This window comes from Actinomadura sp. 9N215 (genome assembly GCF_044326345.1).
In the GTDB taxonomy this organism is placed as follows: domain Bacteria; phylum Actinomycetota; class Actinomycetes; order Streptosporangiales; family Streptosporangiaceae; genus Spirillospora.
The window spans coordinates 177670-190881 of record NZ_JBIRBA010000016.1; the positions used below are offsets into that span (position 1 = coordinate 177670).

The 13212-nt window shown below is 72.8% G+C and carries 13 protein-coding genes; 5 read left to right on the forward strand and 8 right to left on the reverse strand.

Annotated elements, in window-relative coordinates:
* Window positions 1–36: 36 nt before the first annotated feature.
* From ACH34T_RS25690 to ACH34T_RS25710, 5 genes are all read left to right on the forward strand, one after another.
* Window positions 37–1230: a Tm-1-like ATP-binding domain-containing protein gene (locus ACH34T_RS25690; RefSeq protein ID WP_396023475.1), complete on the forward strand. Its 1194-nt coding sequence runs from the start codon at window positions 37–39 to the stop codon at window positions 1228–1230.
* A 16-nt stretch (window positions 1231–1246) separates the two neighbouring features.
* Window positions 1247–2068, forward strand: a complete 822-nt coding sequence (locus tag ACH34T_RS25695; protein WP_396023476.1) for a phosphoenolpyruvate hydrolase family protein — start codon at window positions 1247–1249, stop codon at window positions 2066–2068.
* A complete protein-coding gene (locus ACH34T_RS25700) occupies window positions 2068–2475 on the forward strand; it encodes a cupin domain-containing protein (protein ID WP_396023477.1) in 408 nt (135 codons plus the stop codon). The genes ACH34T_RS25695 and ACH34T_RS25700 overlap by 1 nt, the downstream gene beginning before the upstream one ends.
* 89 nt (window positions 2476–2564) lie before the next feature.
* Window positions 2565–3173 carry a hypothetical protein gene (locus tag ACH34T_RS25705; RefSeq protein ID WP_396023478.1) on the forward strand — a complete coding sequence of 203 codons (609 nt, stop codon included), beginning with the start codon at window positions 2565–2567 and terminating at the stop codon, window positions 3171–3173.
* Between the two features lie 76 nt (window positions 3174–3249).
* Complete coding sequence (locus tag ACH34T_RS25710; protein ID WP_396023479.1) at window positions 3250–4050, forward strand: SAM-dependent methyltransferase; 801 nt, start codon at window positions 3250–3252, stop codon at window positions 4048–4050.
* 18 nt (window positions 4051–4068) lie between these two features.
* Here ACH34T_RS25710 and ACH34T_RS25715 read toward each other — a convergent pair whose 3' ends face one another.
* Genes ACH34T_RS25715 through ACH34T_RS25750 form a run of 8 tightly spaced genes read right to left on the reverse strand, consistent with a single transcriptional unit; the run spans window position 4069 to window position 13122 of the window.
* Window positions 4069–4503 (reverse strand): DUF1257 domain-containing protein, encoded by a 435-nt coding sequence (locus tag ACH34T_RS25715; RefSeq protein WP_396023480.1) that lies wholly within the window; start codon window positions 4501–4503, stop codon window positions 4069–4071.
* Window positions 4496–6079 carry an AAA family ATPase gene (locus tag ACH34T_RS25720; protein ID WP_396023481.1) on the reverse strand — a complete coding sequence of 528 codons (1584 nt, stop codon included), beginning with the start codon at window positions 6077–6079 and terminating at the stop codon, window positions 4496–4498. Before ACH34T_RS25720 ends, ACH34T_RS25715 begins: the two co-directional genes overlap by 8 nt.
* A complete protein-coding gene (locus ACH34T_RS25725; RefSeq protein WP_396023482.1) occupies window positions 6069–8039 on the reverse strand; it encodes a WD40 repeat domain-containing protein in 1971 nt (656 codons plus the stop codon). Before ACH34T_RS25725 ends, ACH34T_RS25720 begins: the two co-directional genes overlap by 11 nt.
* Window positions 8036–9949, reverse strand: coding sequence for a hypothetical protein (locus tag ACH34T_RS25730; protein WP_396023483.1), 1914 nt, complete (start codon window positions 9947–9949; stop codon window positions 8036–8038). Before ACH34T_RS25730 ends, ACH34T_RS25725 begins: the two co-directional genes overlap by 4 nt.
* Window positions 9950–9956: 7 nt before the next feature.
* Window positions 9957–10646 (reverse strand): 4Fe-4S single cluster domain-containing protein, encoded by a 690-nt coding sequence (locus ACH34T_RS25735; RefSeq protein WP_396023484.1) that lies wholly within the window; start codon window positions 10644–10646, stop codon window positions 9957–9959.
* Window positions 10643–10855 (reverse strand): DUF2997 domain-containing protein, encoded by a 213-nt coding sequence (locus tag ACH34T_RS25740; protein WP_396023485.1) that lies wholly within the window; start codon window positions 10853–10855, stop codon window positions 10643–10645. The genes ACH34T_RS25735 and ACH34T_RS25740 overlap by 4 nt, the downstream gene beginning before the upstream one ends.
* A 9-nt stretch (window positions 10856–10864) precedes the next feature.
* Entirely contained in the window at window positions 10865–12499 is a 1635-nt protein-coding gene (locus ACH34T_RS25745) for an Hsp70 family protein (protein ID WP_396023486.1), read from the reverse strand.
* Window positions 12499–13122, reverse strand: a complete 624-nt coding sequence (locus ACH34T_RS25750) for a hypothetical protein (RefSeq protein ID WP_396023487.1) — start codon at window positions 13120–13122, stop codon at window positions 12499–12501. The genes ACH34T_RS25745 and ACH34T_RS25750 overlap by 1 nt, the downstream gene beginning before the upstream one ends.
* Between the last annotated feature and the right edge of the window lie 90 nt (window positions 13123–13212).

Consider the following 13212-nt stretch of genomic DNA (forward strand, 5'->3'; position numbering starts at 1 on the left):
CCGTCGGGGGAATCGGTATCGGGATGGGAGGGGCGTATGGCGACCGTCGTGCTGGTGGGGACGCTCGATACCAAGGGCGCGGAGTACGCGTGGCTGCGCGACCGGGTGCGGGAGCTGGGCTGCGACGTGGTGCTCGTCGACGCCGGAACCGGGCCGCCGCAGACGGACGCCGACGTCTCCGCCGAAGAGGTCGCGCGGGCCGGCGGGGCGTCGCTGGCGGCGCTGCGCGAGGCGGGCGATCGGGGTGCGGCGGTCACGGTCATGGGGGAGGGCGCGGCGGTCGTGCTCGCCCGGCTGGAGCGGGTGGACGCCGTGCTCGCGGTCGGCGGCAGCGGCGGGTCGTCGATCGCGGCGCGGGCCGTCCGGGATCTGCCGATCGGGCTGCCCAAGCTGATCGTGTCCACCATGGCGTCCGGGGACGTGACGCCCTACGTGGGCGCCAAGGACGTGACGATGATGTACAGCGTCGTCGACATCGCGGGCGTGAACAGGGTGTCGCGGCTGATCCTCGGGAACGCGGCGGCAGCGGCGGCCGGGATGGCGAAGGCGCACGTGCCGCCCGCGGCGGGGGAGCGTCCGCTCGTGGGGGCGTCGATGTTCGGCGTCACGACCCCGGCGGTGGACGCGGCGCGGGAGCGCCTGGACGAGCTCGGCTACGAGGTCCTGGTCTTCCACGCGACCGGCGCCGGAGGCCGGGCCCTTGAGGGCCTTGTGGAGAGCGGGCTGCTCACCGGTGTCCTCGACCTGACCACGACCGAGCTGGCGGACGACCTCGTCGGCGGCGTCCTCTCGGCGGGACCCGACCGCCTCACGGCGGCAGGACGGCATGGCGTGCCGCAGGTCGTCGCGCCCGGAGCGCTCGACATGGTCAACTTCGGGCCGCGCGACACCGTCCCCGAGCGGTTCGCGGGGCGCAACCTCTACGTCCACAACCCGACCGTCACCCTCATGCGGACGACGCCGGACGAGATGGCGGAACTGGGCCGCAGGGTGGCGGCGAAACTCGCGGCCGCGACCGGCCCGACCGTCCTGTTCCTGCCGCTCGGGGGCGTGTCGGCGCTGGACGCGCCCGGGCTGCCCTTCCATGATCCAGAAGCGGACGAGGTGTGCTTCGCGGCCCTGCGGGACGCCGTGGAAACGGAACGTCTCGACCTGAACATCAACGATCCGGAGTTCGGCCGCGCGATGGCCGACCGGCTGCACCGGCTCATCTCGGGGAGGTCCGAATGAACTCGGGGAGGTCCGCATGAACCGTCACGACGTCCTCGTGAGGCTGCGCACGGCCGTCGCGGAGGGCAGGCCCGTCATCGGCGCGGGGGCGGGCACGGGGCTGTCCGCCAAGTGCGCCGAGGGCGGCGGCGTCGACCTGATCATCATCTACAACTCGGGCCGGTACCGGATGGCGGGACGCGGATCGCTCGCCGGCCTCCTGCCCTACGGGGACGCGAACCAGATCGTCGTGGAGATGGCGTCCGAAGTCCTGCCGGTCGTCAGGGACACCCCCGTCCTGGCCGGAGTGTGCGGCACCGACCCCTTCCGCCTGATGCCGGTCTTCCTCGACCAGCTCAAGGCCATGGGTTTCACGGGCGTGCAGAACTTCCCGACGGTCGGCCTCTACGACGGCGTGTTCCGGCAGAACCTCGAAGAGACCGGCATGGGCTACGACCTGGAGATCGAGATGGTGCGGCTCGCGCACGAGCGCGACCTCGTCACCGCCCCGTACGTCTTCGACGAGGACCAGGCGCGGGCGATGGCGGAGGCGGGCGCGGACGTCCTCGTCCCGCACGTCGGGCTCACCACCAAGGGCAGCATCGGCGCGGGCACCGCCCTCACGCTCGACGAGGCCGTCGCCCGGGTGCAGGCCATGCGGGACGCGGCGGCCGCCGTACGTCCCGACGTGCTGGTCCTCTGCCACGGCGGCCCCATCGCCGAGCCGGACGACGCCGCCTACGTCCTGTCCCGCACCGACGGCGTCGTGGGCTTCTTCGGCGCCTCCTCCGTCGAACGGCTGCCGACCGAGCGGGCCATCACACAGCAGGTGGCCGCCTTCAAGAACCTGGAGATCTGATGCTGGTCAATCCCGGTGACGTGACGACGATGGCCTTCGACTGGGGCTCGATCAAGTGGCTCGTCACACCGTCCGGCGTGGCGGGCGCGAGCAGCACCCTGGGCGAGGTGATCGTCAACCCCGGCAGGGGCCACGCGCGGCACAACCACCCCACCGCCGAGGAGGTCATCTACGTGATCTCCGGCGAGGCCATGCAGATGGTGGACGACGGCGACCCGTTCCCCGTCCGCGAGGGCGACGCCGTGCACATCCCGAAGGGCGTCTGGCATTCCACGTACAACACGGCCTGGCGCCCGCTCCGCCTGATCGTCACCTACACCCCCGGCGGCGAGGAAAAGGCCCTGGAAGCCGCCCCCGACCTCCGCCTCCACGACCCAGGCACCGTCCCGGAATGGCACCAGGCCTAACGTTCGACGCGCGGCCGCAAGCCCCGAAGACCCGACCTCCAAGGCGACGGAGATGCTAAGAATGGTCGTTGCCGAATGAGGAGGAAATCGTGAGCACACAGCTCAGGCTGTACAGCGTCAGTCTCGCGACGCTTGACGACTTCGTCCGGCCGACGAATACCTGGCTCGCCGAAGAGGCGCGGGCGCGCGCCTCCGCCATTGACGCGGAGGGGTACGTCAACGCCTCACGGACGGTCGCCGAGGCGGTGGAGGACATCCTCCACGACCGCCCGAAGGACCCGGACGCCGGAAACGCCTACGGCCACGCCTGGGAGATCGTGATCGACCAGCTCGAATCGAAGCGGTTCGATTTCGGGCCGATGAGGCTGGGCGCCCAGTTCCTGGACGAAGCCAGTCAGGAACTGCGGGACCTCGGCGTCCCCGGCGACCTCACCCCGCTCGGCTTCATGTACCAGTCCCCGTTCACCGGCACGCCCTACCCCTCGGACCTCCCGGCCATCGGCCACCTGCCCGGAAAGCAGACCGCCGGCCTCCTCACGTCCTACCAGGCGATCACGGAACGCCTGAGGAACCCCGACCACGCGGCCCTGGCGCGCACCATCATCACCGCGGCCGAAGAAGTCGTGCACTTCAACGAATTCGCCGACGGAATGGAAGACGACATCCCCTACTGCGACCTGGTCACCTTCTACTCCTGAACCCCCGCCCGGAGGCCGCTGGGGGTTTCGGGCCCATGCCTTGCGGGTGGTGGCTTGCTCCTCGACGATTAGCGTCATGTCTCCAGACGAGCCCGCGGATATCGACATCACCCGCCCGCACCCCGCCCGCATGTGGAACTACTGGATCGGCGGGAAGGACCACTACCCGATCGACCGGGAGGTCGGCGAGCAGGTCGCGGAGGCGTTCCCGGGGGTGGGCGACGTCGCCCGGCACTCCCGCGCCTGCCTGAGCCGCATGGTCCGCCATCTGGTCGCGGAGGAGGGGATCCGGCAGTTCGTCGACATCGGCACCGGGCTCCCGACGCACGAGAACACGCACGACGTCGCGCAGCGGATCGCCCCGGAATGCCGGGTCGTGTACGTCGACAACGATCCGCTCGTCCTCGTCCATGCCAGGGCGCTGCTGACCAGCCGTCCTGAAGGGGCGACCGACTACGTCGAGTGCGACGTCCGGGACCCGGACCGGATCCTCGCGGAGGCCGCCCGTACCGTCGACTTCGACCGGCCCATCGGGCTCATCATGTTCGGGATCATGGGCAATGTCGTCGACGACGACGAGGCGTACAAGATCGTCCGGCGGCTCGTCGGGGCCCTGCCCTCGGGCAGCTTCATGGCGCTCAACGACGGCACCGGCGTCATCGACGGGGCGGGCCGCGACGAGGGGAACCGGATCGCCGTGGAGCGGGGCTCCACCCCGTACATCACGCGGACGCCCGAGCAGATCGCCGCCTTCCTCACCGGTCTCGACGTGCTGGAGCCCGGTGTCGTCACCACGTCCCGGTGGCGGGCCGAGCCGACCCCGTTCGGTGAGGCGCCCGAGGTGGACGCCACCTGCGGGCTCGGCCGCAAACCCTGACCGAACCGTGAAGCCTGGCTATTGCACGCGGCGCAGGACCATGCGGACGGTGCCGTCGCGGTCGGTGGTCTCGTCCGCGAGGTGGAAGCCCTGGTCGGCGAGGGTCCGGGTCGTCAGGTGGTAGGCGTGCCTGGCGGTGACCCTGCCCAGCCACGCCTCGTTGTACTTCCGGCGGTCGTACTCGCTGATCGCTGCGATGAAATGGCCGTCGGAGCCGCGCACGAAACCGATGTCGTTGGACGCGCGGCCGACGTGCCTCCGCCGGACGATGACGTGCGCGACGTCCACCCGCCGGTCGCCGCGGTACCCGTACAGCGGCTGCGCCTGGTCGTGGACCTCGACGTCGTCGAAGCCCACGTCGGCGAGCGCGGCGCACAGGGCGTCGGAGTCGGTGATCTTCGTGGCGAGGGTGGTGAAGTGGGACATCTGCTCCTCCGTAACGTGGTCAGCCATCGCGAGGGTCGTAAGGCTCCGGGAGGTCGTAGGGCTCCGGGAGGTCGTCCAGGGATTCCAGGGGTTCCAGCGGGACGACGAAGCGCTGCTCCGCCTCGAACGCCTCCGCGAACGACGCGGACTGGGCGCGGCCCTCCCGCAGCCAGGCCCGCAGCGCGGCGATCGTCTCGCGCTGCGACACCGACAGCGGCACCTGCCGGTCCAGCGCGGCGAGGACGTCGGCGGTGCGGAACTCGCGGTCCTGGTTGAAGCCGACGTACATCGCGTCCACGATGGCCTGTTCGAGCTCGGCGCCGACGTAGCCCTCCGCGCGCCTCGCCAGCTCCGCGACGTCGTAGTCGCCCGGGAGCCGGTTGCGTTTGCGCAGGTGGACGGCCAGGATCTCGGCGCGTTCCTCGGCGGTCGGCAGGTCCAGGAAGAAGATCTCGTCGAACCGGCCCTTGCGCAGCACCTCGGGCGGCAGGCTGCTGACGTCGTTGGCGGTGCCGACGACGAAGCACGGCGTGGTCTTCTCCTGCATCCAGGTCAGGATCGTCCCGAACACGCGGGTGCTGGTGCCGGAGTCGCCGCCGCCGTGCGCGAGCGCCTTCTCCATCTCGTCGATCCACACGACGCACGGCGCGACGGTCTCGGCGAGGCGGAGGGCCTGGCGGGTGCGCTCCTCGGCCTCGCCGACGAGGGAGCCGAACAGGGCGCCGACGTCGAGGCGGAGCAGCGGCAGCCGCCACAGCCCGCCGATCATCTTCGCGGTCAGGCTCTTGCCGGTGCCCGGGATCCCGATCAGCGCGATGCCCTTCGGCGCCGGGAGCCCGTAGTCGCGGGCCTCCTGGGTGAAGGCGCGCTCGCGGAGCCGGAGCCAGTCCTTCAGGACGTCGAGGCCGCCGACGTCGTCCGGCGTCTCGTGCACCGGATGGAACTCCAGCGCCTCGCTGGCCCGGATGACCTCCTTCTTGTCCCGGACGACCGCCTCGATGTGCCGGTCGTCGAGCGCGTTGTCCCGGACGATCGCCTTCGCGTACGCGCGGCGCGCCTGCGCGGCCGTCATGCCGAGCGCGGCCTGGCCGAGCTTCTCCTGCCCGGCGGGGGTGAGGTCGACCTTGATGCCGGGTGTCTTCGTCAGGCCGGTCAGGACCTCGTCCAGCTGGTCGGCGTCCGGGAGCGGCAGCTCCACGATGACGGCCTCGTCCTTCAGCTCGTCGGGGACGACCCGGGTCGGCGCGGTCACGATGACGGACTTGCGGGTGAACTTCAGCCGCTGCACCGCGCTGCGGAGTTTGCGTTTGACCTGCGGGTTCGTCCAGCAGTCGTGGAAGTCCTTGAGGACGAACGCCATGTCGCCGTCCAGCTTCTCCACCTGCTCGATCACCGCCAGCGGGTCCCGCGCCGACGGCTTCGACCCGATCTCGCCGGTGAGGGTCTCGAAGCCGTCCGCCAGGTCCCAGGCCAGGCAGGGGCGGCGGCTTCGCGCGCACACTTCGGCGATCGCGCGGAGCGCCCGCTCCTCCTCCACGGTGACGATCACCACCAGCGTGTACCTGGCCCGCAGGAAGAGGTCGAGTTCGGCGTCAATGCCCATGCGCACGGTCTCCTTCATGGTCGATCTCGATGTCGGTCGGGGCGGCCGGTTCCGCGTCGGCGTCGCCCACCTCCACGTCGTGGCGGTGCCGCCACCGCGCGAGCGCCGCGATCAGCCGCGCCCAGTCCCGCTCTTCGGGCGCCCGGTCCGCGCAGGCGGCCTCCAGGCGTTCCGCGGCGGACGGGTCGAGCCGCGCCGCCGGGACACCGCACGCCGCGGTCAGGTCCGGATGCCACAGCCGCCAGAGCCGCATGCCGCCCCGGCGGTCCCCACCGGCCAGCACCCCGCTGTCGGGCGTCACCGCGAAGGACGTCACCCGGGTGCCGTGTTCGTTGAGGACGCCGAGCGGTTCGCCGGACGGCAGCCGCCAGAGCCGGACCGTCCCGTTTCTGCCGCGTCCGGCCAGCATCGAGCCGTCGGGGGCGACGGCCAGGGACGTCACCCGGGTGCCGTGCTCGTTGAGGACGCCGAGCGGGTCGCCGGACGGCAGGCGCCACAGCCTGACCGTCGCGTCCTTGCCCGCGCTGGCGAGCATGGTTCCGTCCGGGGTCACCGCAAGGTCCTGCACCCGGCCCTGATGACCGGACAGGACGCCCGCGTCCTCAAGGGACGGCAGCCGCCACAGGCGGACGGTCCCGTCCTGGAAGGCGATCGCGGCGAGCGTCCCGTCCGGGGTGGCGACCACGCAGCGCATCCTGCGCGTGTCGCCGCTTCGCGCGGCGGTCTCCGCACCGGTCGCCAGATCGTAGGCCCGGACGATCCTGTCGAAGTCGACGACGTGGCCGGCCACCGCGATGATCTCGGCCGCCATGTACGCCGTCCTCCCGGACAGCCGGATCTGCCGGGCACCGTCCCACGGCGACCGGAACACGTACAGCATTTCGCCGTCCACGCGGACGATCAGTTCGCCGTTCGGTGTCGCGCTCATGCCGTGGTAGGTCTCGTTGGACCCGGTGCCCATGGTGTCCCCTTGGACTGGAATCTCCAGCGAGGCCACTGGCTCGCCGGAGGGCAGCCGCCACAAATGCACCTTGTCCATACCTCTGGCCGCCAGCAGGTTCCCGCTCGGGAAGAGCATGAACTCGGACCCCCAGCTGCCGGACAGGACGCGCGCGTTGTCGCCGGCGGGCAGGTCCCAGACCTGGACGCCCGTCTGGTAGCGGGCGCCGATGAGGGACGCACCGTCCGGTGTCACGGCGAGCCAGTTCAACGGTCCCTTGTATCTGGCGAGCATCGTCGGCGCGTCGGCGAGCCCTTCGCCGGGTTCTCCACGGCAGTCCGTCGCCAAGGCGGCCAGCTCCTCGAACGCGGCGCGCTCCGCGTGGTCGCGCGGCCGCCATTCCCGCTCGGACAGGACGCGGAGCATCCGCGCCGCCCACGGCGCCGGGGCGTCCTGGGCGAGCCGCCACAGCCGCGCCCACTGTTCCCGCACGGTCAGCGTCTCGACCGCGGCCTCCCACTCGCGCCTCGACATGAGCCGTTCCGGGCCCCGTGCGCTGACGATCGCGGCCACCCATTCCATCCGCGCCGACTCGCGGGCCCGGTCGGCCAGCCGCGCGCGCAGCCCCTCGTCGGCCGCCACGTGTGCCGCGGCGAGCATGGAGCCGTCGAAGTCCAGCTCGGCGTACTCCTCGAAGTCGCCGGCCAGGAACAGGAGCAGCGCCTGGTCGGCCGGGGACGAATGCCGGTACCCGGCGGCGCGCACGAGGTCCGCGAGCCGGTCGCCGCCGTCCGCGATCATGACCTCGCAGACGGCGTCGACGCAGGCCGGGTCGTCCAGGCCGGTCAGCGCGCCGGTCGCGATCGCGGCGGTGCGCTCGTCCCGTCCGGCGGCGAGCGCGACGGCGAGCGCGCGCACCGCCTCCGGCGTCCGGATCACGGCCAGACGGCGTGCCGCCCGCCTGCGCCCCCAGCGACGGGCTCCCTCCAGCCTGGCGATCAGGTCGCCGACGTCGCTCACGGCGAGTCCAGCTCAACGTCGGACGGCTCCGGTGCCGTCACCGTGTCCTCCAACTCGACGTCGTGCCGGCGATGTCGGCGGACGAGCGCGCAGATCAGCGCCGCCCATGTCCGGTCGGGGTGGTCGCCGACAAGGTCCGCGAGCCGCTCGGCGGTCGTTTGGTCCAGGTCGGCGACCGGTGTTCGCAGCAGCGCCCGCAGCGCCGGATGGCGCAACCGCCACAGCCGGACGAACCGCTCGCGCCCCGCGCAGGCGAGCAGGGTGCCGTCCGGGCTGAACACGAGCCTGCCGACGCCACCTGGGTGGCCGGACCGGATCCCGGCCGGGTCGCCCGAGGGGAGATGCCACAGCCGTATCGTTCCGTCCCGGTCGCCGGTGGCCAGCAGTGCGCCGTCCGCGCTGACCGCCAGCGTGCACACGCGGGCCTCATGCCCGGTGAGCGTCCCCGCGGGTTCGCCGGACGGCAGCCGCCACAACCGCACCGATCCGTGCCGGTCGCCGCTGACGAGCATCCTGCCGTCCGGCGTGACCGCGAGCTGCTCCACCGGGTTCTCATGGCCGGTGAGGACGCCCGCGGGCTCGATGGACGGCAGCCGCCACAACCGGACGGTCCCGTCGTGACCGGCACTGGCGAGCAGGTCGCCGCGGGGCGTCACCGCCAGGTCGGTGACGTATCTGCCCTGGCGGTTCGGGAGATAGGAATCAGTCACCGAATCCGGTCTCAATATCACCACCCGGCCGGATACCTCGCAGCAGAAGGCGAGACCACCGCCCGCCCCGGTGACGGCGATGGGGGCACGGTAAGAGGGATTGCAGAGGAGTTCGCTGCGGTGATCGTCCCAGGGATGACGCCAGATGATCAGGTAGTGGTGAGCGTTGCTCACCAGGATCCGCCCGTCCGGTGTCATCGCGAGCCTTGACGCGTAGACCGAGACGTTCGGGTTGGACAGCGTCGCCGGGTCCGCCGGCTCGCCGGACGGCAGCTTCCACAGCCGCACCGATACCGAGCCGCAGGTCACCAGCAGGTCCCCGGAAGGGGAGACCATCAGATCGCGGACCCCGTAGGGATGGTCGATCGTGCCGGCGGGCGCCCCCGACGGCAGGTGCCACAGCCGCACATCGCCCTTGCGCCCGCTGCTCACCAGCAGGCGCCCGTCCGGAGTGACGGCCAGGGCGGTGACGGCCCTCGTGTGCGCGGCCAGCTCGACGGAGTCGCCGGTGATGACGCCGGTCGCGGAGGCGTCGGTGCAGACCCGCGCCAGCGCGACCAGGTCGCCGAACGCCGCTCGCTCGTCGTCGGCGGACGGGCGCCACTCCCGGTCGTCCAGCTCGCGGAGGATGCGCGCGCTCCACGGTGGCGGCGCCTGCGTCACCAGCCGCCACAGGTCGTCGTGGCGGCCGGACGCGGTCAGGATCCCGATCGCGGCCTCCCACTCCGGATCGGACATCGCGCCGCCCCGCGCCCCCGCGATCGACGCCACCCACTCCACCCGCGCGGACTCGCGGGCCCGCGCGGCCAGCCGCGCCCGCAGCCCGTCGCCGGCGACGTTCCGCGCGGCGGTCAGCAGCGCGCCGTCGAAGTCGAGCTCGGCGTAGTCGTCGAACCGCCCGGTGAGGAACAGCACCAGCGCGCGCCGCTCCGGGCGGGACGGCAGGAATCCCGCGTCCCTGACCAGCGCGGCCAGCTCCTCGCCACCGGTCTCGATCAGGACGTCGCACACCGCGTCGACGTTCGCCGGATCGTCCAGCCCGGTGAGCGCGTCCCGGACGGTCGCGCGCACGCGCCGGTCCGGGTCAGCGGCGAGACGGGCCAGCGCTTGCGCCTCACCGGGCGAGCCCTCGGACGCCAGCCGCCGCGCCAGCCGCCGCGCCTTCCCACGACGGCCCATGCCGCGCCAGAACGTCGTCACCGGCCCCTCACTCGTCGCGCGGCGGGTCGATGCCGGTGATCGCGAGGGTGCCGTCCGCGCGGATGATGACCTCCGCGTCCGGGACGGCGTCGAGGTCGGCGAGCGTGTAGCGGTCCGTGAACAGGTGCACGGTCTTGTTGGACGACCCGCGCAGCCCATGCCCGAGATGCAGGTCCCGCTCGTAGCGTCCGGCGAGCAGCACGTCCACGCGCTCGCGCAGCGCCGCCGCGCCCGGCATCCGGACGATCTCGTCCCAGCCGTAGCCGGTGAGCACCAGCACCGAAAGGGACGTCTCCGCCCGGATCCGCGCCAGCAGCCGCAGCAGCGGCCTGAACTGCTGCAGCGGCTCGCCGCCGCTGATCGTCACGCCCTCGATCCGCCCGCCGAGCACGGCGATGTGCGCGAACAGCTCGTCCACGCCGACCTCGTGGCCGCCGCGGGCGTGCGTCTCGGGGTTGAAGCAGCCGGGACAGCCCAGCGTGCAGCCCTGCAGCCACACCACCGCGCGGACGCCGGGGCCGTTGGCCTCGCTGTACGGCTCGAAGGCGTGGATCCGCAGCGGCCGCGGCGGGCGCGGCGGCTCCGGCGGGTGCGCCGGCTCGGGCGGGTGCGCCGGCTCGGGCGGGTGCGCCGGCTCCGGCGGGTGCGCCGACTCGGGCGGCTCGGGCGGCTGGGACGGCCGTGGTGCGCGGGTCATGCGCCCGGCTTCCGCCGGACCCGGCTCTCGGTCCGCCGCTCCAGCACCTCCCGCGCCTCGGGGGTCAGCTCCCGCTCGACCACCTCGCCGCCCAGCGCGTCCTCCAGGCCCTCGGTCAGGTCCAGGCAGCCCGCCCCCGGTACGCCGCGGACCTCGACCCGCGTCGTCCCGTCCGGATCGATGGTCACCTCGATTTCGTGGAGTTCCATCCTCGCTCCTCACGTCAGCTTCACGACCGGGTAGTCCCGGTGCGTCACCCGTCCCGTCACCAGGTCGTGCGCGGTCAGCAGCAGCCGCTTGTTGCCGTCGACGCCGAACTCCATCCGGAATCGCGCCTCGCCCGCGGCGGCCGCCGGGTCGGCCGTCAGGAACATCGGGTTGCCCTCGTTGATCCAGAACCGGCTGCGGCCGTCCTCCTCGTCGGGCGACACCGTCCGGACCCGCCAGGCGCCGGACGGGTCGCACACCAGCTCGGTGTCCGCCGCCGCGCCGCGGCGTCCCCCGCCCAGCTCGTAGATCGCGATGCCGAGCTCGCGCTGCCCGTCGTGGGTGGCGCGGACCGTCATCGTGTCGACCGGCTCGGTCGTCGGGTAGGCGGTCCCGGCGCGGACGCAGACCCGGTACTCGTAGCGTCCGGCCGCGCGGTCGTACCAGCGGACCGCGTAGTCGTGCTGGACGTGGTCGTAGAAGTCCGTCCCGGCGGCATACGCGGCGGCGCCCCGCGCGACGGCGTCCAGCGGGCGGTCGCTGAGCACGCGGTCGCGTCCGAAGATGCGCTCCAGGGTCCGGCGCACCGACGGGATCAGGCTGCTCCCGCCGACCATCAGCACGGCGGCCAGGTCGTCCTCGTCGTAGCCGCGGTTCGCTGCCGCCCGCAGCGCGCGGCGCACCACCCGGTCGATGCGGGAGAACAGCTCCCGCTTGTCGAGCAGCTCCTCGAAGCCGACCGTCCGCGAGCCGTCGCCGCCGTCGCCGGAGCGGACGAGGTCGACGCCGAGCACCGCGCCGGTCCCGGGGTCCAGGACGCTGATCTCCGCGTGGTCCCGCGCCGGGTCCGACAGCGCCTCCTTGGCGCGCTCGCACTCGACCAGCAGGGCGCGGCTGATCCGGCGGACCTCGGCGTCGCCGTCGGCGCGGCCGCCGCGGGCCAGCAGCTCCTCGAAGATCCACTGGTCGATGGTGGCGCCGCCGAGCTCGTCGCCCGCCTTGCCGAGCACGCGGCACGCGCGCCCGGACGTGGCGCGGTCGTCCTCGTCCTGCACCCGGACGACCGCCGCCTGCACCGTGCCGCCGCCGAAGTCGAACATCAGGTAGACGTTGCCGGGCTGGATGTGCGCGCCGTACCCGAGCGCCGCCGCGGACGGCTCGTCGATCAGCCGGAACCGGGGCAGCCCGGCCGCCTCGGCCGCCTCCGCCAGCCAGTCCTCGTAGTGCTCGAACGACTCGACCGGCGCGGTCAGCGCGACCTCCTCGCCCTCGGCCGCCGCCTCCAGCGCCGCGAACCCGAGGACGGCCGACAGGTAGTCCCGCCCGGCGGCGAAATGCGTCAGGCGCCGCTCGCCGCCCGCCGCGACCTTCATCGGGCTGCGGTTCGCGATGTAGCGCTTCATCCAGCGGAAGGTGCCTTCGGCGTCGTACAGGTTCGCGGCCAGCACCTGGTCGCCGATGAGGCGGCGGCGCTCGTCCGCCGTGTAGTGGATGACGGACGGCACCACCGGCACCTTGTCGTCGCCGTTGCCGAAGAACCGCCCATAGTCGGGGATGTGCAGCGACGCCGCCTGCCCGGTCGCCTCGTCCCAGGCGGCGACGACCGTGTTGCTGGTCCCGAAGTCGATTCCCAGCCGCCCCGCCATCAGCCCGTCCCCTCCTGTTCTGCTTCTGCCGTTTCGGCTTCGACGCCCGCCTTGCGCACGATCCGGCCCTCGTACAGCAGGCCCGGCACGCGCACCACGACGGGCCGTCCCGCCGCGACCGTCCCCGTCGCCGCGGCGCTCAGCGGGTCGTGCCGGGACGGGTCGAACGGCTCCACCGCGCCGGGCTCGCCGACCGCGTCCACCCCGGCCTCGCGCAGGCCGCGCACCAGGCGGTTCGCGACGTCGAGCACGTCGCCGGCCCGTACCTCCGCAGTGCCGGTGCGGTGGAGGTGGGCCTGCGTCATGAGCTGCGCGAGCGGGGTGCTGATCGCCGCGACAAGCTGCTCCATGTCCGCCCGCGAGCGCTGCCGCGCGTCCCGTCCCGCGGTGTCGCGGGCGCGGGCCAGCTCGGTGCGCGTCCGCTCCGCCGCCCGCTCGCAGGCGGCCAGATCCAGGCGCGCCTCCCGAAGTTCGCGCCGGAGCCGCAGGACGTCCTCGCCGGATTCGCCGCCCGCGCTTTCGCCGGACGCGGTGCGCGACCTGACCCGCCACCAGCGCAGCGGTCCCCGCCGGGGACGTGGGCGTTCGCCCGGCACGCCGTCTTGTCCGCGTTCGTCGGTCACGTCGCGATTACACTGCCGTCTCGCCGGGACCGGTCCCGGAGCACTCTCCGCGACTATCGTGCGACTGATCGGAGACGGGAGGGGGACGGC